This is a genomic window from Streptomyces sp. NPDC001732 (assembly GCF_053596315.1).
Map to the genome: position 1 here is coordinate 81075 of NZ_JBSFFY010000017.1, position 20884 is coordinate 101958.

17 protein-coding genes and 1 riboswitch are annotated in these 20884 nt (G+C 72.9%); of the genes, 3 read left to right on the forward strand and 14 right to left on the reverse strand.

What is annotated here, in order from left to right:
* Window positions 1-310: 310 nt before the first annotated feature.
* The 11 genes from ACWCXX_RS18930 to ACWCXX_RS18980 form a co-directional block, all read right to left on the reverse strand.
* Window positions 311-1252, reverse strand: a complete 942-nt coding sequence (locus tag ACWCXX_RS18930) for a Ppx/GppA phosphatase family protein (protein WP_451128566.1) — start codon at window positions 1250-1252, stop codon at window positions 311-313.
* 194 nt (window positions 1253-1446) lie between these two features.
* Window positions 1447-1980, reverse strand: coding sequence for a DUF501 domain-containing protein (locus ACWCXX_RS18935; protein ID WP_451128568.1), 534 nt, complete (start codon window positions 1978-1980; stop codon window positions 1447-1449).
* Between the two features lie 59 nt (window positions 1981-2039).
* Window positions 2040-2510, reverse strand: a complete 471-nt coding sequence (locus ACWCXX_RS18940) for an FtsB family cell division protein (protein WP_451128570.1) — start codon at window positions 2508-2510, stop codon at window positions 2040-2042.
* Between the two features lie 122 nt (window positions 2511-2632).
* Entirely contained in the window at window positions 2633-3919 is a 1287-nt protein-coding gene (gene eno, locus ACWCXX_RS18945; RefSeq protein WP_451128572.1) for a phosphopyruvate hydratase, read from the reverse strand.
* Between the two features lie 336 nt (window positions 3920-4255).
* Window positions 4256-5026: a transglycosylase family protein gene (locus tag ACWCXX_RS18950; RefSeq protein ID WP_451128574.1), complete on the reverse strand. Its 771-nt coding sequence runs from the start codon at window positions 5024-5026 to the stop codon at window positions 4256-4258.
* Window positions 5027-5029: 3 nt separating this feature from the next.
* A riboswitch (cyclic di-AMP (ydaO/yuaA leader) is annotated at window positions 5030-5201 on the reverse strand.
* A gap of 300 nt (window positions 5202-5501) precedes the next feature.
* The gene (locus ACWCXX_RS18955; protein ID WP_451128576.1) at window positions 5502-6488 is read right to left on the reverse strand and encodes a transglycosylase family protein; all 987 of its coding nucleotides are present in this window, start codon (window positions 6486-6488) and stop codon (window positions 5502-5504) included.
* A 106-nt stretch (window positions 6489-6594) separates the two neighbouring features.
* A complete protein-coding gene (locus tag ACWCXX_RS18960) occupies window positions 6595-8112 on the reverse strand; it encodes a cytochrome P450 (protein WP_451128578.1) in 1518 nt (505 codons plus the stop codon).
* 9 nt (window positions 8113-8121) lie between these two features.
* The gene (locus ACWCXX_RS18965; protein ID WP_451128580.1) at window positions 8122-9096 is read right to left on the reverse strand and encodes a nucleoside triphosphate pyrophosphohydrolase; all 975 of its coding nucleotides are present in this window, start codon (window positions 9094-9096) and stop codon (window positions 8122-8124) included.
* Between the two features lie 46 nt (window positions 9097-9142).
* The gene (locus ACWCXX_RS18970) at window positions 9143-9790 is read right to left on the reverse strand and encodes a SurA N-terminal domain-containing protein (RefSeq protein ID WP_451128582.1); all 648 of its coding nucleotides are present in this window, start codon (window positions 9788-9790) and stop codon (window positions 9143-9145) included.
* Between the two features lie 203 nt (window positions 9791-9993).
* Window positions 9994-10395 (reverse strand): GtrA family protein, encoded by a 402-nt coding sequence (locus tag ACWCXX_RS18975; RefSeq protein WP_451128584.1) that lies wholly within the window; start codon window positions 10393-10395, stop codon window positions 9994-9996.
* On the reverse strand, window positions 10392-11354 hold the full coding sequence (locus ACWCXX_RS18980; protein ID WP_451128586.1) for a glycosyltransferase family 2 protein: 963 nt from the start codon (window positions 11352-11354) through the stop codon (window positions 10392-10394). The genes ACWCXX_RS18975 and ACWCXX_RS18980 overlap by 4 nt, the downstream gene beginning before the upstream one ends.
* A 123-nt stretch (window positions 11355-11477) precedes the next feature.
* Here ACWCXX_RS18980 and ACWCXX_RS18985 point away from each other — a divergent pair, with 123 nt between their 5' ends.
* A complete protein-coding gene (locus ACWCXX_RS18985; RefSeq protein WP_451128588.1) occupies window positions 11478-14114 on the forward strand; it encodes a YfhO family protein in 2637 nt (878 codons plus the stop codon).
* A gap of 18 nt (window positions 14115-14132) precedes the next feature.
* Here ACWCXX_RS18985 and ACWCXX_RS18990 read toward each other — a convergent pair whose 3' ends face one another.
* The 3 genes from ACWCXX_RS18990 to ACWCXX_RS19000 form a co-directional block, all read right to left on the reverse strand.
* Window positions 14133-15671 (reverse strand): protein kinase domain-containing protein, encoded by a 1539-nt coding sequence (locus ACWCXX_RS18990; protein WP_451128590.1) that lies wholly within the window; start codon window positions 15669-15671, stop codon window positions 14133-14135.
* On the reverse strand, window positions 15668-16426 hold the full coding sequence (locus ACWCXX_RS18995) for a hypothetical protein (protein WP_451128592.1): 759 nt from the start codon (window positions 16424-16426) through the stop codon (window positions 15668-15670). The genes ACWCXX_RS18990 and ACWCXX_RS18995 overlap by 4 nt, the downstream gene beginning before the upstream one ends.
* A 119-nt stretch (window positions 16427-16545) precedes the next feature.
* Window positions 16546-18708 (reverse strand): N-6 DNA methylase, encoded by a 2163-nt coding sequence (locus tag ACWCXX_RS19000; protein WP_451128594.1) that lies wholly within the window; start codon window positions 18706-18708, stop codon window positions 16546-16548.
* A 259-nt stretch (window positions 18709-18967) separates the two neighbouring features.
* Between ACWCXX_RS19000 and ACWCXX_RS19005 the strand changes: the two genes are divergently transcribed.
* The gene (locus ACWCXX_RS19005; RefSeq protein WP_451128596.1) at window positions 18968-19813 is read left to right on the forward strand and encodes a DUF4190 domain-containing protein; all 846 of its coding nucleotides are present in this window, start codon (window positions 18968-18970) and stop codon (window positions 19811-19813) included.
* 89 nt (window positions 19814-19902) lie between these two features.
* Window positions 19903-20640: a hypothetical protein gene (locus ACWCXX_RS19010; protein WP_451128598.1), complete on the forward strand. Its 738-nt coding sequence runs from the start codon at window positions 19903-19905 to the stop codon at window positions 20638-20640.
* Window positions 20641-20884: the final 244 nt, after the last annotated feature.

The following is a 20884-nucleotide window of genomic DNA, read 5'->3' on the forward strand; positions in this document are numbered from 1 at the left end:
GCACCCCGGGAGCGCTTCCCGGACGGCGCGGAATCCCTCCTTCCGCCGCTTCGGACGCCCGTACGGACCGGAACCGCCCTTCGAAGGGCCGAATTCCTTGTGAAGAAGTTCACGAACTTCGTCGCGCCGGGTCGCCCGAACCCCTCCCGAATCACCCGACAGGGACTCAGAAGTGCAGGCAGCGGTGCGCATGAGCGCCTTCCCGCCGCTGCGGGAGGCGCCCCGCGCAACCGCCCCGCGCGACCGCTCCGGCCGACCCTCCTCGGGGCGGGCCTCCGTCCGGCCGGCGCTCCGTCGGGACGGGCGGAACCTACGCGATCGACCAGCCGATGCCGTCGAGGATGTCGTGCTCGCTGACGACGACCTCCCGGGCCCCGGTCCGCTTCATCACGGCGAGCAGGATCAGCGCCCCGGAGGCGATCACGTCGACGCGGCCCGGGTGCATCGCGCCGATCGCGGCCCGCTCGGCGTGGGTGGAGGCGAGGAGCCGGGAGGTGATCTCCTGCACCCGGTCGAAGGAGATCCGGGAGTGGTGGATCGCCGCCGAGTCGTACGCGTCGAGCCCCAGGGCGATCGCGGCGATCGTGGTGACCGTCCCGGCGAGGCCGACGAGGGTGGCGGCCCCGGCGAGCGGGACGCTCTCCTCGGCGAGGTCGAGGGCGGCCTCGATGTCGGCCCGGATCGCGTCGATCCGGCCGGCGGACGGCGGGTCGGTCACGGTGCCGTCGTGGACGAGGTGACGCTCGGTCATCCGTACGCAGCCGATGTCCACGGAGCGCGCGGCCCGGACGTGGTCGTCGCCGACGACGAACTCGGTGGAGCCGCCGCCGATGTCCACGACGAGGTACGGCTTCGCCAGGTGGTCGCGGCCCGCGAGTTCCTTGGTGGCGCCGGTGAAGGAGAACTCCGCCTCCTGGTCGCCGCTGATCACCTCGGGCTCGACGCCCAGGATCTCCCGCACGCCGCGGACGAACTCGTCCCGGTTCTCCGCGTCGCGGGAGGCGGAGGTGGCGACGAAGCGGATCTTCCGCGCGCCGTGCTCCTCGATCACCGCCGCGTACTGACGGCAGGCGGCGAACGTCCGTTCCAGGGCCTCGGGGGCGAGCCGTCCGGTGCGGTCGACGCCCTGGCCGAGGCGGACGATCTCCATCCGGCGGTCGAGCTCGACGAGTTCGCCGGTGGCCGGGTCGGCGTCGGCGACGAGCAGACGGATGGAGTTGGTACCGCAGTCGATGGCGGCCACGCGGGTCATGAAGTACTCCCAGATCGAGCCCCTCCGAGGAACGAGGAGCAGTTCGGGCCCCTCCGACGGCCGAGGAGCAGACCAAGCCCCTCCGGCGCCCGAGGAGCGAATCGAGCCCTTCTCCTGACGCCCGAGAAGCAGACCAAGCCCCTCCGGCGGTCGAGGAGCAGGGGTCCGGGGGCGGAGCCCCGGGGAGGGGCCGGTCAGTCCTCGTCCGGCACGCCGCACGGCGAGACGCACGGCCCCTTGCGCCACCACTCCGGCAGCATCGCGATCGCCTCGTCGCCCAGCGGATTCACTCCCGGCCCCGCGGCCAGCGAGTGCCCGACCAGGACGTGCAGGCACTTCACCCGGTCCGGCATGCCGCCCGCGCTCGGGAAGCCCTCCAGCACCTCGATGGCGTCGCGCCGGGCGATGTAGTCCTCGTGGGCGGCCCGGTAGGCGGCGGCCAGCTCGGGGTCGGTGGCGAGGCGCTCGGTCATCTCCTTCATGACCCCGTTCGCCTCCAGCGTGCCGATCGCGGACGCGGCGCGCGGGCACGTCAGGTAGTACGTCGTCGGGAACGGCGTACCGTCCTCCAGCCGGGGCTGCGTCTCGACCACGTCCGGGTTGCCGCACGGGCAGCGGTGCGCGATCGCGCGCAGGCCGCGCGGCGGCCTGCCCAGCTGCTGCTGGAACGCGGCGATGTCCGCCTCGGTGGGTGCGGTGGGCTCGGTGTGGGGAGGGGGCGTTTCCATGCCTGCCTAGGTTCTGGTCGGGCTGCTCGAACTGCGGTTCTGCAGACGGGTGGAGAGGGTCAGTCGTGGTCGGCGCTGTCGACGCCGTCCCAGAGGTTGGAGTGCCACGGTCGGCCGGACTCGTCCGACTGGCCGTTGCGTTCCTTGACCGCGTCGGGGTCGATCACCGTGTAACCGGTCTCCCCGGGAAGAAGGTAGTGCAGATGCGTACGGGCCAGCTGCCTGATGTACGCGTCGTCCTGGAGGCGCGCCTTCTCGTCGCGCAGCTCCTCGGTACGGGCCCGTGCCTGCTCCGCCAGGCGCTCCTGCTCGGCGATCTCGTCCCGTTGCGAGACGTAGCTGCGCATCGGGTACGCGAGCACGACCACCAGGGAGCAGACGACGAGGGCGAGGAACGCCGCCCGGCCGGTGAGCCGCGAGCGGCGGGCCTGGCGGCGGTTCTGGGACCGGTAGACGCGGGCGGCGGTCTGCTCGCCGAGCAGCCGCAGCCGGGTCGCGGTGGAGAACCGGTCCCGGTCCTTCGCGGCCATTTCTCCGCCTCCCCAATACGCACGTCCGTCCCCGCACACGGTACGGGACCGAGTGCGGGGACGGACGGACGCCATGGCCCCGTGCCCGCGCCGGGGCGGACGAGCTGCTTTCGGCACCCGCCCTAGTTCGCGGAGCGGAACCGGGGGAACGCCGAGCGGCCCGCGTACACCGCGGCGTCGTCGAGGATCTCCTCGATGCGCAGCAGCTGGTTGTACTTGGCGACGCGCTCGGAACGGGCCGGGGCGCCGGTCTTGATCTGGCCGCAGTTGGTGGCGACGGCGAGGTCGGCGATGGTGACGTCCTCGGTCTCGCCGGAGCGGTGCGACATCATGCACTTGAAGCCGTTGCGCTGGGCCAGCTCCACGGCGTCCAGGGTCTCGGTCAGCGAACCGATCTGGTTGACCTTGACGAGCAGGGCGTTGGCGGAGCCCTCCTCGATGCCGCGGGCCAGACGCTCCGGGTTGGTGACGAACAGGTCGTCGCCGACGAGCTGGACCTTGGAGCCGAGCTTGTCGGTGATGACCTTCCAGCCGGCCCAGTCGTCCTCGTACAGCGGGTCCTCGATGGAGACCAGCGGGTACGCGGAGACGAGCTCCTCGTAGTACTCGGTCATCTCGGCGGCCGAGCGGGACTTGCCCTCGAACTCGTACTTGCCGTCCTTGTAGAACTCGGACGCGGCGACGTCGAGCGCGAGCGCGACGTCCTTGCCCGGGACGTAGCCGGCTTCCTTGATGGCTTCGAGGATGAGGTCGAGGGCGGCGCGGTTCGAGTCCAGGTTCGGCGCGAAGCCGCCCTCGTCGCCGAGACCGGTCGACAGGCCCTTGGACTTCAGGACCTTCTTCAGCGTGTGGTAGACCTCGGTGCCCCAGCGCAGGGCCTCGGAGAAGGACTCCGCGCCGATCGGGGCGATCATGAACTCCTGGATGTCCACGTTGGAGTCGGCGTGCGAGCCGCCGTTGAGGATGTTCATCATCGGAACGGGCAGCAGGTGCGCGTTCGGGCCGCCCAGGTAGCGGAACAGCGGCAGGTCCGAGGCCTCGGACGCGGCGTGGGCGACGGCCAGCGAGACGCCGAGGATGGCGTTGGCGCCGAGCGAGCCCTTGTTCTCCGTGGCGTCCAGGTCGAACATCGCCTGGTCGATCAGGCGCTGCTCGGTGGCGTCGTAGCCGACGAGCTCCGGGCCGATCTGCTCGATCACGGCGAGGACGGCCTTCTCGACGCCCTTGCCCTGGTAGCGGTTGGGGTCACCGTCGCGAAGCTCGATGGCCTCGAACGCACCGGTGGAGGCGCCGGACGGGACGGCAGCACGGCCGGTGCTGCCGTCGTCGAGGCCGACCTCGACCTCGACCGTGGGGTTTCCGCGGGAGTCGAGGATTTCCCGGGCTACGACGACGTCGATGGACGGCACGAGGCATCTCCTTCTGGGATATGACGCTGGTTGTGCAGGGCCGCTTGGGCCTTGCGACAAGAGCCTAACCGGCTCGGCCCGATCGGCCCGACGACCGCCCGTCCCCTGGGACGAAAAAGGACTCGGGGGCGGACATTGCAGGACGAACAGTCAGGTTTTTACTAATCAGTAACTACAGAAGTTGAACGGTCGCCTCTCTTCCGCCGCGCCCCTCCTCCTTCGGAGGAGGTCCTTCCCGGAGCGGCGGGAGCCGCCGGAGCGGTGAAGGCGGAAACCCCGGCCCGCGCGTACGGAAGGGTCGCGCGGGCCGGGGCGCCGGGGAGGAGAGAGCCGTGACTACTTCGTCAGGTGCAGCTGCTGACCCGGGTAGATCAGGTCGGCGTTCTCGACGATGTCCTTGTTCAGCTCGAACAGCTTCTGCCAGCCGCCCTCGACGCCCTGGTCGGCGGCGATCTTGCTCAGCGAGTCGCCGGTGACGACCTTGTACTCGCCGTCGCCCTTCTTGACCTTCTTGCCGGTCGGGGTGGTGACGGTCTTCTTCACCTCGGCCTGCGGCGCGGCGGAGCGCTCGGAGCGGGAGGCGGCGGGGGCCTCGGTGCGCTCCTGCTTCGGCTGGGCCTGGCGGGTCGGCTGCGACTGCTGCTTCGGGGCGGCCGGGGCGCTCTGCTGCTGGCTGGAGCCGGACTTCTCGGTGGACTTCGAGGAGCCGGTGTCGACGCCCGGGTCGACGCCGTCGTTGGTCAGGCCGCCGGCACCGGCGCAGGCCCAGGCACCGGGGCCCTGCATGTCGAGGAGACGCTCGGCGGTGGCGATCTGCTGGGCCTTGGTGGCCAGGTCGGCGCGGGGGGCGTACTGCAGGCCACCGGCGGCGGCCCAGCTCGACTGGGAGAACTGCAGGCCACCGTAGTAGCCGTTGCCGGTGTTGATGGACCAGTTGCCACCGGACTCGCACTGGGCCACGGCGTCCCAGGTGGCGACGGAGGCGGCGGAGGCACTGGTCGCACCCATCAGGGGGGCGGCGACGGCGGCACCGGTGACACCGGCGAGCGTGGCGATGCGGACGGCCTTGGACGGGCGGCGGTGCTTGCCCTTGCTGGAAAACAGCATGGAACTTCTCCTCACCGACGCCTACGAGGTGAGCTGTCGGGTTCGGGCCAAGTGAGTTGCCCGGTCGCACGTCCTAGCACGCGACTTCACCCCAAGCCGGTCCCGATGCGTCTTTCGACGATCAGGGCCGGCGCCTACCTGGGTCCCCCGCTCCTGCCTACGGCGCTTTACGCGTCTGTTCCCTCCGACCGACGGCAGGATTCGGCGTGACGGTCGACGGGGCCCGCGGTGCGAGCGGTTCCGACCGTAAACATACGCAACCCTCACATTCAAAGATGGACACATCGGACAATAGACCCGTACTCGTATCTGAGGATCCATCGTTTCCGCAGGTCGGACCCGATGCGAAGGGGTTCGCGGCGCGCGACACGCCAGTTGACGCAAAGAGACCCATGTCTCACTTACGCATAAGCGGACATAGGTCTCCGAACTGCCCCGGGCTCGGGGACTTTTTCAGCCGGTCGTCAGACCGCTCTCACTCGGACTTCACGCCGAGGTCGAGGCTCTGGCCGGGCAGGATGAGATCCGGATCGACGCCGATCTCGTCCTTGTTCGCCTCGTAGAGCGCAGCCCAGCCACCAGGGATCTTCTGTGCGTCAGCAATGGCCCAGAGGTTGTCGCCGGGGCGGACGGTGTACGGGTCGCCGACGCTCGGGGCGTCCGCGTCGCGCGCTCCGTCGCCGCCGCGGGAGGCGTGACGACCCGACTCGCGGCCACCGTCCGCGTCGGCCCCGCGGTCACCCTCGACGGCCGGCGCGCCGCGGTGTTTGCCACCCCGACTGCTGGGTGATTCGGATGAACCAGAAGGAACGGACTTCTCGGGCGTGTCGGACGGCGCCTTCGGAGAGCCGTCCGAGGAGGGGGTGGTGGGGGTCCCGGACGAGGGGTCCGGTGACGGCGTGGTCGCCCCTGACGGCTCGCCGGCGCCGTCCGGTCCGTTCGAACCGTCCTCGCCGTCAACGGCGCCCGTGCCGTCCGACGGCGTGGTCCCGTCGGCCGGGGCCTTCGACGGCTCCCCGGACGGCTTCCCGCCCTGCTCCGGGTCGGCGGAGGGCGCGTCCCCCGGGTCGACGCCGGGCAGCGTTCCGTCCGTCGCGAGGCCGGAGATGGCCGCACAGCTGGGCCAGGCCTGCGGCCCCTGGTCCTTCAGGATCTTCTGGGCCACGGCGATCTGCTGCGCCCGGCTGGCCAGGTCGGCGCGCTCGGCGTACGACTCGCCGCCGTACGCCTTCCAGGTCTCCGGCGAGAGCTGGAGCCCGCCGTAGGAGCCGTTGCCGAAGTCGGCGCTCCACGTGCCGCCGCTCTCGCACTCGGCCACCCGGTCCCAGGTCGTGGCATCGGCCGCGTGCGCGCCGGACGCGCCGAGCAGCGGGATGGCGATGGCCGACCCGGTCACGCCCGCGGCGACGACGATGGCGGGTGCCTGCCGGGGGCGACGGTGTTTGCCGTTCGCGGAGCCCATGGGGTTTGCCTTCCGTGTAGCTGACGTGTGACTGGTGGGTCGAACGGTGAACCTAGCTGGACTCGAACGGGAGTCACAAGTCGATGCAGCGCGGATCACGTAAAAGTCACAGACTTGACGGTTCGTCACTTCCGACCCGTCCGGACTCCGGGGCGAACTCCACGGGGAGGGTGCGCAGTCCGCGCATGATGAGTCCGCCGCGCCACCGCAGATCGCCGGGTTCCACCGCGAGCCGCAGGTCGGGAAGGCGTCTCAGCAGCGTGGCGAGCGCGGTCCGGCCCTCCAGCCGGGCGAGCGGTGCCCCCAGGCAGTAGTGGATGCCGTGCCCGTATCCGAGGTGCTGGTTGTCGCGCCGGGCGAGGTCCAGGGTGTCGGGGTCCGTGAAGCGTTCCGGGTCGCGGTCGGCGGCGGCGAGCACGACGAGAACGGGGTCCCCGGCCGCGATCTCCTGTCCGCCGAGCGTCAGCGGTTCGGTGGCGAACCGCCAGGTCGCCAGCTCGACCGGACCGTCGTACCGCAGCAGCTCCTCGATCCCGGTCTCCAGCAGCCCGTCCTCCCCCGTTTCGAGGGAGCGCTGGAGCCGGGCGCGCTGTTCCGGGTCGCGCAGCAGGGAGTGGACGCCGTTGCCGATGAGGTTGACCGTCGTCTCGAACCCGGCGAAGAGGAGGATGAAGGCCATGGCCGCGGCCTCGTTCTCGGTGAGGTGCTCGCCGTGGTCGCTGGCCCGGATCAGCCCCGAGATCAGGTCCTCCCCCGGGTTCTCGCGCTTGCGGTGGATCAGTTCGGCGAGGTAGCCGCGCATCTTCTTCACCGACCTGGCCACCCCGCCGCGCGGGCCGCCGCCGTGGCGGATCATCATGCCCGCCCAGTCCCGGAAGTCGTCCTGGTCCTCGGGCGGCACGCCCAGCAGGTCGCAGATGGCGTAGATGGGGAGCGGGAAGGCGAAGTCGTGGATGAGGTCGGCCTTCCCCTCCTTCGCGAAGCGGTCGATGAGTCGGTCCGTCAGTTCCTGCACCCGCGGCGCGAACTCGGCGACCCGGCGCGGGGTGAACGCCTTGGATACGAGGCGGCGCAGCCGGGTGTGGTCGGGCGGGTCGATGTTCAGCAGATGCGTCATCAGCTCCGCCTTGCGCTCCCCGGGGATGCCCGTCTTTCCCTTGGCGTGCGCCGGTTCGGCGTGGTGCGCCGGGTTCTTGGAGAGCCGGGTGTCGGCGAGCGCCTGCCGGGCGTCCGCGTACCGGGTGACGAGCCACGCCTCGACGCCGCTGGGCAGCGCGGTCCGGTGCACGGGGCTGTGCTCGCGCAGCCATGCGTAGGCCGGGTACGGGTCGGTGGCGAACTCCCAGGTGAAGAGCTCGGGCGCATCGTCGGGACCGGCACCGGACCGGCCGACGGGACAACCGGCGGGCGCGTCGGCGGACCGGCCCGTGCGCCCGGCGGCGGCCTCGTCGGCGGGAAGGTCCGCGGCGCCGGCGGCGCGCTCGTCGGCAGGACGGGCGGCGGGCCTGCCGACAGGACGGTCCGCGGGGCCGACGGCGGGCCCGGTGGAGGGAAGGTCCGCAGGGCTGTCGGCAGGCTCGTCGGCGGGTCGGTCCGTGGGGCTGTCGGCGGGGCTGTGGTTCACGCCCCGACGTTATCCTTTGCCCTCCGCGGCCCTGATGGCGTCCCGGTAGGCACGGCCCGCGGCCCGCAGCGCGGCCTCGGGGTCGATGCCGTCCCGCTCGGCCCGTACGGCGAGGGCGAGGAGCTCGTAGCCGATGCCGTCGCCGGTGGGCGGGGCCACGTCGAGCCCGGCGGTACGGACCCGGCCGGCCAGTTTCGCCGCGAGCGCCAGCCCCGGCTGGCCGAGCGGAACCCCGTCGGTGATCGATTCGCGCTGTTTCTCGACGGCCTTGGTCCGCAGCCAGTGCGCGTGCACGTCCTCCGGCGTCTCGGCCGTCTCGTCGCCGAAGACGTGCGGGTGGCGGTGGATCAGCTTCTCGACGAGGGTCGCGGCCACGTCGTCCACGGAGAACGGCTCCGCTCCGTCCTCGGGACGGCCTTCCTCGGCGATCCGGGCGTGGAAGACCACCTGGAGGAGGACGTCCCCCAGCTCCTCGCGCAGTTCGTCGCGGTCGCCGTCCTCGATCGCCTCGACCAGTTCGTACGCCTCCTCGATGGCGTACTTGGCCAGGCCCTCGTGGGTCTTGCGCGAGGTCCAGGGGCATTCGGTCCTGATCCGGTCCATGATCTGGACCAGGTCCAGGAACCGGGCGCCCGGCAGGTCGTACGAACCGGGCAGCAGCTCCAGGTCCGGCATCCGCACCCGGCCCGAACCCGCGAGCCGGGCGAGCCCGTCGGTCAGCGGCCCGGAGCCCTCGCCGCCCGCGAGGACGACGATGCTCCGGCCGCCCGCGCAGGCCTCGACGAGCTCCTGCGCGGTGGGCGCGGCGTGCTCCACCGTGACGCCCGCCTCGCGCAGGTACGGCAGCTGCGGGTGGTCCCCCTCCGCGCAGAGCACCCGGTCGGCGGCGTGCAGCGCCTGCCAGGCGGGCCAGGACAGGAGTCCGGGCGCGACGCGGTGGCTGGCGGTGAGCAGGACGATACGGCCGGGATCTTCAGCGTTCACTGTTCGAATCTACTCCGGTCGGGCCGGTGGCCGACCCCTCGGCCGGTCAGGCCCCCGCCACCACGCCCTCCGGCTTGGTGACCTGGCTGATCCACGGGGCCTTGTAGCCGGCGAGCTGGGTCTGCTTGTCGTCCCAGGTGCCGTAGCGCGGGTTGACCTCGACCCGCAGGGCCTTCGACGCCTTGCTGAGCGCCTCGCCGACGGCCTGCTGCCCGGCGGGCTGCTGGATGTCGACGCCGAGCGCCTCGGCCAGCTTCGTCAGCTGGACCTGCTCGCGGAAGACGGCGTCGATCTGGCCGGGGGCGACCCAGCTCTGCCTGAGCATCACCGTGCGCAGCCGGGTCTCTCCCCCGGACTGGGCCGCAGCCGCCTTGCGCAGCTGCTGGATCTCGTTGCGGTTGACGGTGACGCCCGCGTCCTTCGCGGCCCGGTCCAGGACCCGGTCGAAGATGATGCCGTGCAGCTTGGCCCGGCTGAGCTGGCCGGACTTGTCGAGGAGCTCGGAGGCGTCCGCCGCGCCGCGCTGGGCCTTGCGCACGGCCGCCACCTGGCCCTGGAGTGCGGACACCTCGATCCGGTCCCCGCCGACGACGGCGGCGGCGCCCGGGTGGGTCCCGCCGCAGGCGGTCAGGAGTGGGGCGCCGGCGAGGAGGGCGGCGGAGACGGTGAGCGCGGTGCGGCGGCGGCGGTGCAAAGGAACCTCCCGGGGAGACTTTGTGCATCAGTGCACAAGACCTTGCGGTGATCGATGTTAGGCAGTGGAGGTGGCTGGGGCCACCGGTTCGACCAACGATTCGGAAGGAGTTGGGGATGTGGGCCCGCCCGGCGCCGCCCGGGGCCGGGCGGAACGGAGCGGAGCGGAACGAAACGGGGCGGTTCGGGGCGGGGCGGGGCGGTTCAGGGCACGCGCTCGGGCGAGGGCTCCTTGCTGTCCGGCCGCAGCATGATCGTGCGCGAGACGACGAAGGTGACCGGGACGGCCACCACCGCCGCGACCAGCGGCGCGTACCGGTCGCTGAACCCGGCGAGGTCGACCAGCAGATAGACGCCGCCGGTCGTGATGACGAAGTTGGCGACGTTGGTGAGCGGGAAGAGCAGGAACTTCCGCCAGGTGGGGCGGGTGCGGTAGGTGAACCAGGAGTTCAGGAAGAAGGAGCCGACCATGCTCAGCAGGAACGCCACCGCATGGGCGGCGATGTACGGCAGCACGTTCAGCAGCAGGAGATAGCAGCCGTAGTACGTGCCGGTGTTCACCACTCCCACGAGGGCGAACCGGGCCATCTGTGCCGGGACCGTCATCGGTGCACGAACTCCTGGGGTTCCCGTGTCCGTCGCGGCGCCGCCGCGGTGTTCGTGGTCTTGACCAGGAAGTGCGGGCGCCTCTTCACCTCGTAGTAGATGCGGCCGACGTACTCGCCGACCACTCCGAGCATCACCATCTGAACCCCGGCGAGCGCGGTGACCACGACGAGAAGCGTGACATATCCGGGCGTATCAACCCCTCTTACCAGCGCGACACCGACGATCCATGCCGCATAGGCGCAGGCCACGGAGAGCAGCAGCATGCCCAGGTAGAGCGCCACGCGCAGCGGTTTGTTGTTGAAGGAGAGCAGTCCGTCGAGCCCGTAGTTGAGGAGCTTCCCGAAGGTCCAGGCGGACCGCCCCTGTTCCCGGACGGCGTTCTCGTAGCCGAAGGTCGTCGTGGGGAACCCCACCCAGGCGAAGAGGCCCTTGGAGAAGCGGTTGTACTCGGTGAGCTCCAGGACCGCGTCGACGGCACGGCGGGACAGCAGCCGGAAGTCCCCGACGCCGTCGACCAGCTCCACGTCCACCAGCCGGTTGATCAGCCAGTAGTAGGCGCGGGCGGTGACGGTGCGGGTGACGCGGTCGCCCGTACGGGTGCGGCGGGCGACCACCTGGTCGTGGCCCCGGCCGTGCTCGTCGAGCATCCGGCCCACCAGCTCGGGCGGGTGCTGGAGGTCGGCGTCCATGATGACGACTGCGTCGCCCTCGGCGTGCCGGAGACCGGCCAGCATGGCGGCCTCCTTGCCGAAGTTGCGGCTGAAGGAGACGTAGCGGACCCGCGGGTCGGCGGCCAGCTCCTGAAGGATCACCAGGGTCCGGTCCGCGCTGCCGTCGTCGACGTACACCAGCTGGAACTCGTGCCCCAGCCGGGTCATTTCCTCCGTGACGCGCCCATGGAAGCGTTCAAGGATCTCCTCCTCGTTGAAACAAGGAACCACCAGCGAGATCAGCACAGAAGTACATCAGCCGGTACATGTGTCGGAACTCGGCGCTCCGTATGACCGATGGACGTCCATCACGTGAACTGCCTTGCTCCACAACGGATTTGCTCGACCGAAGCTGGCATATTCCCGCGTATGCCGACTTCCCGCCCCCGCCCGTGCGCGGGCCGTCCACGCCTGTGCGCGGGCTCGATCGCCGCGTTGCTCGCCGTCGTCGCCGTCTGCGCGGGCGACGCCCTGGCGCGCGTCTTCCCGTTCGGGCCCCGCACGCGGAGCGTCAACGACCTGGGCAATCAGTTCGTGCCGTTCCACGCCCGGCTGTGGGACCTGCTGCACGGCGACGCGGACGGCGGGGTGCTGCTCAACTGGTCGTCCGGGTACGGGACGAGCTTCCTGCCGGATCTCGGCACCTATCTGACCAGCCCGTTCGCCCTGCTCGTGGGGGTCTTCCCGCGCGACCGGACCGATCTCGCGGTCTATGTGGTGACGGTCCTGAAGACGGCGTCGGCCGCGGCGCTCATGGCCCTGTTGCTGCTGACGCTGCGCGGCGGGCGCCGGTGGGCGGCGGGGATGCTCGGCGGTTCGTACGCGCTGTGCGGCTGGTCCCTCGCCGAGGCGTCGTACAACCCGATGTGGCTGGACGGCCTGATCGCCCTGCCCGTGCTCTGCCTGGCCGCCGAGTGGGCGCGTACGGGGCGGCGGCCCGTCGCCGCGCCGCTGCTCGTCGCGGTGATGTGGGTGGCCAACTTCTACACCGCCTACATGGCGACGCTCGGGGCGGCGCTGGTGCTGGCGGTGCGGCTGTTCACCGAGCGGGACGACCGGCGGACGGCGGTCCGGGCGCTGGGGCGCGCGGTCCGCTCGGTCGGGCTGGGGGTCGGGCTCTCGGCGCCCGTCCTGGTCCCCGTCTACCTGGGGACGAAGCACGCCCACCCCGGCTGGGAGCGGCCGTTCGCGCCCGCCGGCTGGTCCGATGTGCTCGCCCGGCTGCTGCCCGCCACGTACACCTTCTTCACCCCGGCGCTCTTCCTCGGCACCGGCACCCTGCTCCTGGCGTGCGCCCTGGCCTTCCAGCGGTCCGTGCCGGGGCGCGAGCGGTGGGCGTGGGCGGGGCTGGCGGCGGGCGTCGCGCTGTCGTTGCAGTGGGAGCCCACGCATCTGCTGTGGCACGCCTTCGCCACCCCCAACGGCAGCCCGTACCGGCAGACGTTCGTGCTGGCCGGGCTGGTGGTGATCGCCGCCTGGGTCTCGGTCGCGTACGGACTGCCCGACCGGCGGGCGCTGGCGGGCGGGGGCGCGGTACTGGTGCTGGTCGCGGCCGGGGCCGGTCTCAGCGCCCTGATCACGCAGTGGACGTACCCGCTGTTCGCGGCCGGTCTGGTGGCGTCGGCCGGGGCGCTGCTCCTGGTCGGGCGCGGCCGGAGGTGGCTGGTGCCGGCCGCCGTGCTGCTGATCGGGGCGCAGGCCGGGCAGGCCGCCGCGACCACCGCGTTCGTCGACCGGGCGCGGCTGAACCGGCTGGACCACTACGCGCCCTGGGGCGGGCGGCAGCAGGCGCAGGCGGACGTGGTCGCGGGCGCCGACGACTGGCCGCGCACCCGCACGGACCCGGGCCGGGAGCAGACCACCACCAACGACCCGCTGCTGCTGGGCGGGCAGGGCGGGGCGTACTACAGCAGCCACACGCCCGCAGTGCTGACCCGCACCATGCGGGCGCTCGGCGCGGGCTGGACGTCCAACGGCCGGGCCGTGCAGAGCCTCGACAACCCGGTCACGGACGCGATCTTCTCGGTCGGCGTGCGGGTGCACCGGCCGCGCGACCCGTACCAGGCGTGGAACGCGCCGGACGACCGGCCGGTGACGGTGAGCCGTGCCCCGGTGCCGCCGCTGGTGACGGTGCGCCCGCCGGGTACGCCGGCGCCGTACGGGCGCTCCCCGTTCCGGAACCAGGAGAAGCTGCTCGGCTCGCGGGTCTACACGGTGCCGGGGACGGCGCTGCGCGCGGCGGGGCGCGGCGGGGCGGAAGGCCGGGGCGTGGACGACCGGGGTACGGGCGGCCACCGGGGCGCGGACGAGTACCAGGTGGGGCACGGTACGTACACGCTGACCGCCACATGTCCGGCGGCCACGGAGGCGTACCTGTGGGCGCCCGGCCTGTTCGGCTCGGCACGGCTCGGCTCGGCACGGTCCGAGACGGCGCGATCCGAGACGGCGCGGTCCGAGACGGCGCGGTCCGAGACGGCGCGGCTCGGCGACGGCGGGGAGGTCTGGTTCAAGGGGAGGCTGCCGGCCAAGCGCGCCCCCGTGCAGCGCCTGGGCGTGGTGGGCGGGGACGGGGCGGTGCGGGTGACGCTGGCCTCCGCACGCGCGGGGACCGTGCCGCACGGGGCGATCGGCTGCCTGGATCGGCCCCGGCTGGCCGCCGCGGTCGCGGACCTGCGGCGCACCGGCGCGAGCGCCGTGCACGTCACCGCGGACGGCGTCCGGGCCGAACTCCCGGCCGGTGCCTCGGGAACGGTGGTGCTCGCCGCGCCCCGGATCGCGGGCTGGAGCTGCCGGGGCCGGCCCGCCGACAGCTACCTGGGCCTGGTCGCCACCCCGGTGCCCGTCGACGACACCACCGTCACCTGCACGTTCCGGCCCCCCGGCCTGCGGGCCGGCCTGGCGGCGGGGGCGGGTTCGCTCGCCGCGCTCGTGGCCACCGCGGCGGGGCTCGCGTACCGACGGCGGCGGAAGGAGACCGGCCGCGGGCCGGTCCGTGTCCGCCCCTGAGCCGACCGTCCCCGTGGGTCAGCCGCCCCCGACCTCCACCTGGCGCTCCAGCCGGCGGCGGATCTCCATCGGCAGGGGGTGGTGGGGGCCGTAGACCCGCTCGGTGTCGTACAGCAGCGCCTGGAGCTGGGAGCGCGCCGTCGTGTGGTCGCCGACCGCGAGCAGCAGATGACCGATGCGGTTGCGGATCTCGAAGGCGCGGGCCGGGTCGCCGCCCGTGACGTACTGGTTCTCGTAGTACGGCAGGACCGCGCGGTACTCCGCGAGTGCGGCGGCCGGTTCGCCGAGCTGTTCCAGGCACTGGGCGGCGTCGTGGCGGAACTGGAGCGTCTGCGGGTCGGCCGGGCCCGCCTCGGCCGCGCGGTCGTCGGCGAGGCGGCGCAGCTCGGGCAGGGCGCGGCGGTACTGGCCGTCGTCCATCAGCGTGGCCGCGTACTGCTTGCGCAGGATGCGGACCACGGCGGAGTCCTCGCCGTGCTGGTCGGCCGCGACCGGGAGGATCGAGCCGAGGATGTCCACGGCCTGGGTGATGCGGCCCTCGCCGAGCAGCTTCTTGACGTCGTCGACGGCGGCGGCCACGTCGGGTCGGCCGGCCGCCGGGGCGGGTGGGGCCGATGGCGGGGGCGGGGCGGCGGCACGGTCGGGCCACGGGGCGTGCGGGCGCAGGAAGGGCCGGGTCGGGTCGAGCGGCCCGGTGGGGAGGCCGGTGTTCCAGGAGGGGAGCATCGGGGCGAGGTGCTCGTACACCTCCTGGGCGCCGGACGGGCGGTGCTGCGGGTCCTTGGCCAGCAGTCGCAGCACCAGCGTTTCCAGGGGCTCGGGAATGTCCGGCCTGATCCGGCGGACCGGGACGGGCGGCTCGTAGAGGTGGCGGTGCAGCACGCCGAGGGCGGTGGAGCCCGCGAACGGCACGTCGCCGCTGAGGAGTTCGTGGAGGAGCACGCCGAGGGCGTACAGGTCGGTGTACGGGCCGACGGCGCCGCCCATCGCCTGCTCGGGGGCCATGTAGGCCGGGGAGCCGATCGGCGAACCGGTGTGGGTGAGACGGGTGGTGTCGGTGTCCAGGACCGAGGCGACGCCGAGGTCGAGGACGGTGACGGTGCCGTCCGGACGCACCATCACATTGCGGGGCTTGAGGTCGCGGTGGACGATCGGCACCGCGTGCACGGCGCCCAGGACGGCGCAGAGCTGGGCGGCGACCGAGACGGACCACTGCCAGGGGTACGGGTCGTGCTCGGCGAGGTGGTCGGCGAGGTCCGCGCCCTCGACGTACTGCATGACGAGGAACAGGTCCTCGCCGTCGCTGCCCGCGTCGTGGACGGTGACCAGGCCCGGGTGGTCGACCTGGGCGGTGACCCGGCACTCGCGGACGAAGCGGCGGCGCAGTTCTTCCGCGGCCTCGTCGGCGACGGGCCCGGTGACCCGGTCGGGGCGGAGCAGCTTCACCGCGACGCGGCGGTCCAGACGTTGGTCGTAGGCCGTCCAGACCTGGCCCATGCCGCCCTGGCCGAGGATGGTCGCCAGTTGGTACCGCCCGCCGATGAGGCGTCCGCTCACCGGCCCTCCTCCTTGCGGAGGTAGTCGCTCAGCTCGTCCAGCTCGGCACGGACCTGGTCGATGCGCTGCGGCTGGGGGTGCGGGTGGGAATGCGGCTGCGGCTGTGACGGTGCGGCAGCCGACCGGTCGGGCCGGTCCGGCGAGGTCTGCCGGGTCGGTGGGGTCTGCTGGTTCGGCGGAGTCTGCTGAACCGGCAGGGGCTGCTGGGCCACGGGAGTCTGCTGAATCCGCGGGTCCTGCCCGGTCGGCCGCATCGGCCCGTACGACGGCGTCGGCGGCTGCTGCTGCGCCGCGAGCGGTGGCGGCGACTGCGCGGGGGGCGGAGCGAGGGCCGGGCCCGGCGTCCCCGCCGGCACCGTGGTCGCGTACGCGTACCCCGGCGCCGCGTACCCGCCCGTGGGGTGCTGCTTCGTCAGCCGGTCGTGGTGCCGGACGTCCCCGACGAAGTAGTACGCGATCGCGGCCGCCGTCACCAGCAGGAGCAGCACGATGAGGATGCCGTCGGCGGTGGTGGGCTCGTCGCTGCCCTCCCTGCCGAGGATCGGCAGGAGCACGCACACGAACACGAAACCGGCCCCGGTCAGCCACCAGTCGAGGGCCCGGCGGCGCACGATCGCGAGGCGGAGCAGCGGGCTCCACAGCAGCAGCCCGAGCGAGCCCACCGGGAGCACGGTGAACAGCACGCGCATCGAGACGATCCAGGCCCTGCTGGGAACCCGGCGCGGCGGCGTCGGCGGATGACCCGGGGCGTACATGGCTGCTCCTGGAGACCTGGTCGTTGAAGATCCGCGCACACACTCGCGTGCGCAGATCCGAGCGTAAAGGGCGACAACGACGGTCCGCCCCGGGTTGTACGGAACCGTTGTGCTTCAAATCACTCCGGGCGGACCGTGCCGTCCGTCAGCCCGTCGTACATCCCCTGGACCAGTTGTCCGCCGAGCCGTCCGGCCAGCCGGAGCGCGTCCTCGAACCCGGCCAGGGCCCGGAAACGGTCCCCGTAGCGCCGCTGTTCCGCCAGCGGCAGCCGGGGCAGTTGGAGGCGGCGGGCGTCCAGCCTGGTCGCGGTGGAGGCGTAGCTGCTGGCCTGGCGGTTGTTGGCGGTGCCGCGCAGGAAACCGGCGAGGAACCACGGATCGAGCGCGGCCGGGTCGGGGCGCAGCAGCTGGAGGTTGCGGCCCAGCGCGGCGCCCGCGGTCGCCTCGTCGACGACGCGGGCGACGGAACCGCCGCCGAGCACGGGGACGACGACGTCGCCCGCCTCGACGAGGACCGGCTCCTCCGGGGGGCCGTCGGTGGGCAGGCTTCCCGAAGGGGCGGTGGAACCGAGCACGTCGTGCTCCGTGAGGACGGGCACCGGACCGGCGCCGGAGCCGCTGGTGCCGGAGCCTCCGGCGCGGAGCTGGAGGGCGCCCGCGCGGGCGAGTTCACCGACGGTGGTGAGCGGCCAGTGGGCCGGGGCGGAGGGGGTCACGGCCGGCGGGGTGAGGGCGGCGGTGAGGCCGAGCGTCTCGGTCAGCCGTTGCCGTACGCCGACCAGTTCGGCGGGACCGCCCGCGGCGGCCGGGGGCGGCAGGTGGCGGGCGGGGGCCAGGTCCACGTCGTCGTCGAGGAGTTCGATGACCGGGACGGGACGGCCGGCCCCGGCCCCCCTGCCCGTACCCGCGCCCGTACCTGTGGCGGCACCTGCGCCCGTGCCCGTACCCGTGGCGGCATCCGCGCCTGCGCCGTCGAACGATCGCCAGGCGTCGAGGACGGTGCTGTGCACCGCCTGCCAGTCGATCCGGTCGCGACCGCCGGACGGGGCGGTGGAGGCCTGGCCCGCCGAGGCCGGTTCGGCGGGCTCGGCGGTGTCGACGAGCAGCAGTTCGGGCGAGGGGTGCGGGCCGTTCCCGGGCTTGCGGAGCACCCAGAGGTGGAGCGGGATGCCGTACGGGGGTGCGGCGCCCGCCGGGAGGGCGATGACGGCGCGCAGGGCTCCGCGGCGCAGCAGATCGGCGCGGATGCGGCGGCCGGAGCGGCGGGAGGCGGCGGCCGGGGGCATCAGCAGTACGGCGGTGCCGCCCTCGCGCAGATGGGCCAGGGCGTGCTGGACCCAGGCGAGTTCGGACTCGGTGCGGGCCGGGAAGCCGTACTCCCAGCGCGGGTCGTAGGCGAGTTCGTCGTGGCCCCAGTTCCGTTCGTTGAACGGGGGGTGGCAGAGCACGGCGTCGGCGGCGAGCCGCGGGAAGGCGTCGGCACGCAGGGTGTCGCCGGTGCGTGCCGTGACCGTGCAGCCGGTGTCGGCGTGCAGGGCCAGCCGCAGCGCGGTGAGCGCGGCGAGGTCGGGATCGCTCTCCTGGGCGTACAGGGCGGTCGGACCGGTGACGGCGCGCAGCAGGGCGCCGGTGCCCGCGGCGGGGTCGAGGGCGGTACGGGCGGGCCGTTCGCCCGTCTCCACCAGGGCGGCCATCAACTCGGCGAGGCCGGGCGGGGTGAGTGTGTACTGGCGCGGGTTGGCGTCCAGCTGACGGCCGAGCAGGAACTCGAAGGTCTTCGGGGCTCCGCCTTCGGCGGCGAGCTCCGCGACGCCCCGGAGCAGCGGGACGGACGGGAGGAGTTCGGCGCGACCGGGGGTGTGAACGGCCCGCCCCGCTTCCCCGGCCGGTCCGAAACGGTTGGTGAGGAGGTCGTCGAGGGCGAGGGACAGCACACCGGCCATCGGCTCGTCCGACACGGCGGCGATCTCCCGCCAGGCGGCCGGGCTGGTCCGCAGGAGGAGCAGGGCGCAGCCCGCGTGGACGAGCGCGGGGAGGGGGCCCTCGGGGTGCCCGGCGAGCTGCTGCCAGACCCGTTCACGGAGCGGCACCTCGGCGAGTTTCCCCTGGTCACGGAGCCATTGTTCGACTTCGGACAGCGCGAAGGACGGGCTCGTCTCGGTGCCGCCGACGGGCTTGGGGAAGTCGGCGTGGCGGCGGCGCCAGTTGCTGACTGCGGCGCGCCCCACCCCGGCGAGCCGTGCGATCCCCGCCGCGGTCACCTCTGTCGCGTTCTCCGGCACTGGCTGTCTCCCTGGTCCTGGCGATCGTCCCGGTCCTGGCGATCGTCCGGTACCGGCACTGGTCCCGGCACCGGTTCGTCGGTTGTCGGCGAGCATACCGACCCCGTTCACGAGGAACCGATTCACAGCGTGCATCAACCCATCCACCGTGAATAGTGTTGACTCGGTTCACAAGCTCTGCTGTTATTGACCTGTCGCTGCACAAGGGCGATGCACAGATCCGCTCACCACTCATCTGCTTTTGCCGGAGGGCACAGCCATGTCCCAGTTCACGCAGTCGCCGCAGTCCCCGCAGCCCCAGCAGCCGTACGGCCCCGGCCAGGCGCCGGGCGTGCGCCCGGCCCGTAACGGACTGGGCATCGCCGCTCTCGTCCTCGGCGTCATCGGCGCCGTGTCGGGGTTGATCCCGCTGCTGTTCTGGCTGGCGGGCGTGCTCGGCCTCATCGCCCTGGTCCTGGGCCTGGCGGGCCGGGGCCGGGTCAAGCGCGGCGAGGCCACCAACAAGGGGGTGACCACCTTCGGCGCCGCCCTCGGGCTGGTCTCGCTGATCCTCGCGGTGGTGGGCGCGGTGATCACGTTCAAGGCCGTGGACGACGCGGTGAACGACATCGACAAGGCGCTCTCGGAAACCACGGCCTCCGCGAAGCCGAAGCCCGGCGGGGACTCCGCCAAGGGCGGCGACGCGGCCGGGAAGGACGAGAAGAAGGACACCGGCAAGGCGCTGGAGGCCGGGGACTCGGCCGTGTACGACGACGACCTGACGGTCACGGTCGGCGACGCCACCTCGTACACCCCGGACGAGTACGCCGCCGGTCACACCAAGGGCAACAAGGCCTATCGGATCGCCGTCGTCATCGAGAACGCCGGCAAGGAGAAGTTCGACTCCGCGCTCGTCAACGTGACGGCCCGCGGGGGCAAGGAGGGCGTGGACGCCGAGCAGATCTTCGACAACAAGGTCGGCGCGGGCTTCAGCGGCACGGTCCTGCCGGGCAAGAAGGTCACCGTCCAGTTCGCCTTCGACGCCCCCGCGGACGCCAAGGACCTGACGGTCGAGGTCAACCCCGGCTTCACGTACGACGCCTCCCAGTGGGACCTGAAGCTCTGACCCTCCCGCCGGGGCCCCGCCCCTCCCCGGGACTCCGGCCCTTCCCGCCGGGATCCCGCCCCTCCCGTCCCGACCGGAGCCGATCCACCATGCGCCTTCCCGCCCGCGTCTCGGCGGCCGCCCTGAGCGCCGCGACCGCCCTCGCCCTCGCGACGGCCTGCGGCATGCTTCCGGACGAGGCCCCCGACTCCGCCGCCCCCTACGCGCGACTGACCGGCCCCGAGGTCGTCAACAAGTCCCTCGCGGCGACCCGGGCCGCCAAGGCGGTACGCATGACGGTGCGGACGACGACGTCCGACGGCCCGGTCGAGGCGTACGTCGCCACGGACATCAGGGGCACGTGCACGGTCACGCTCTCCATGGGCGCGGCGGGCACCCTGGAACTGGTACGGACGGGCGGCACGGTCCGCACCCGTTCCGACGCCGCGATGCTGCGGGCGGCCTCCACCCGGCAGGGCCCGCGCGAGGACGCCGAGATCGAGAAGCTCACCGGCCGCTGGGTGAAGCCCGCCGCCGGCGACCGGCAGGCGAGGACGGCCGAGCGCTACTGCGACCGGGAGACGTTCCTCGGCCTCCTCGCCCCGACGAGCGGAACGGCCCGCAAGGGGAAGGCGACGACGCCCGCCTCCGGCACGTCCGCCCTGGCCGTCACCGGTGGGGCTGGCGGCCGGAAGTGGTCGGCGAGCATCGCCGCCGACGGCCGCCCCTACCTCCTGAAGCTGCGCGCCGGACCCGGTCCCGACGCCGCGGGGCACGCCACCGCCCCCGTGACGGTCGAGTTCTCGGAGTTCGACAAGCCGTTCACGGCGCAGCAGCCGAAGCCCTGATCCCGCCCGGCCCCTCCCAGGACCGCACCGACGGAACCCGCCCCACTTGGGGCGGGTTCCGCGCATCCGTCACCCACGCCCGGCACCGGGGCCGCCCGCTCCCGAGACGACGCGTCCGAGGGGCCGGCGGTGGAACGGCGAGTCCCTCCGCATCGACGGCGGCGCCGCCCGCACCCTGCAGTACCGCCCGGGGCCGGGCGAACACTCCGCCCGGCCCCGCCCCTCAACTCCCCTTGCGCACCCG

What these genes read in the sequence shown, in the direction of transcription:
- ACWCXX_RS18930 (WP_451128566.1), bottom strand. Translation starts at nt 1,252, where the DNA reads ATGACCCGCGTGGCCGCCATCGACTGCGGTACCAACTCCATCCGTCTG.
- ACWCXX_RS18955 (WP_451128576.1), bottom strand. Translation starts at nt 6,488, where the DNA reads ATGGGCTCCGCGAACGGCAAACACCGTCGCCCCCGGCAGGCACCCGCC.
- ACWCXX_RS18940 (WP_451128570.1), bottom strand. Translation starts at nt 2,510, where the DNA reads ATGGCCGCGAAGGACCGGGACCGGTTCTCCACCGCGACCCGGCTGCGG.
- ACWCXX_RS18950 (WP_451128574.1), bottom strand. Translation starts at nt 5,026, where the DNA reads ATGCTGTTTTCCAGCAAGGGCAAGCACCGCCGCCCGTCCAAGGCCGTC.
- ACWCXX_RS18995 (WP_451128592.1), bottom strand. Translation starts at nt 16,426, where the DNA reads ATGTACGCCCCGGGTCATCCGCCGACGCCGCCGCGCCGGGTTCCCAGC.
- ACWCXX_RS19010 (WP_451128598.1), top strand. Translation starts at nt 19,903, where the DNA reads ATGCGCCTTCCCGCCCGCGTCTCGGCGGCCGCCCTGAGCGCCGCGACC.
- ACWCXX_RS18985 (WP_451128588.1), top strand. Translation starts at nt 11,478, where the DNA reads ATGCCGACTTCCCGCCCCCGCCCGTGCGCGGGCCGTCCACGCCTGTGC.
- ACWCXX_RS18935 (WP_451128568.1), bottom strand. Translation starts at nt 1,980, where the DNA reads ATGGAAACGCCCCCTCCCCACACCGAGCCCACCGCACCCACCGAGGCG.
- ACWCXX_RS18975 (WP_451128584.1), bottom strand. Translation starts at nt 10,395, where the DNA reads ATGACGGTCCCGGCACAGATGGCCCGGTTCGCCCTCGTGGGAGTGGTG.
- ACWCXX_RS19005 (WP_451128596.1), top strand. Translation starts at nt 18,968, where the DNA reads ATGTCCCAGTTCACGCAGTCGCCGCAGTCCCCGCAGCCCCAGCAGCCG.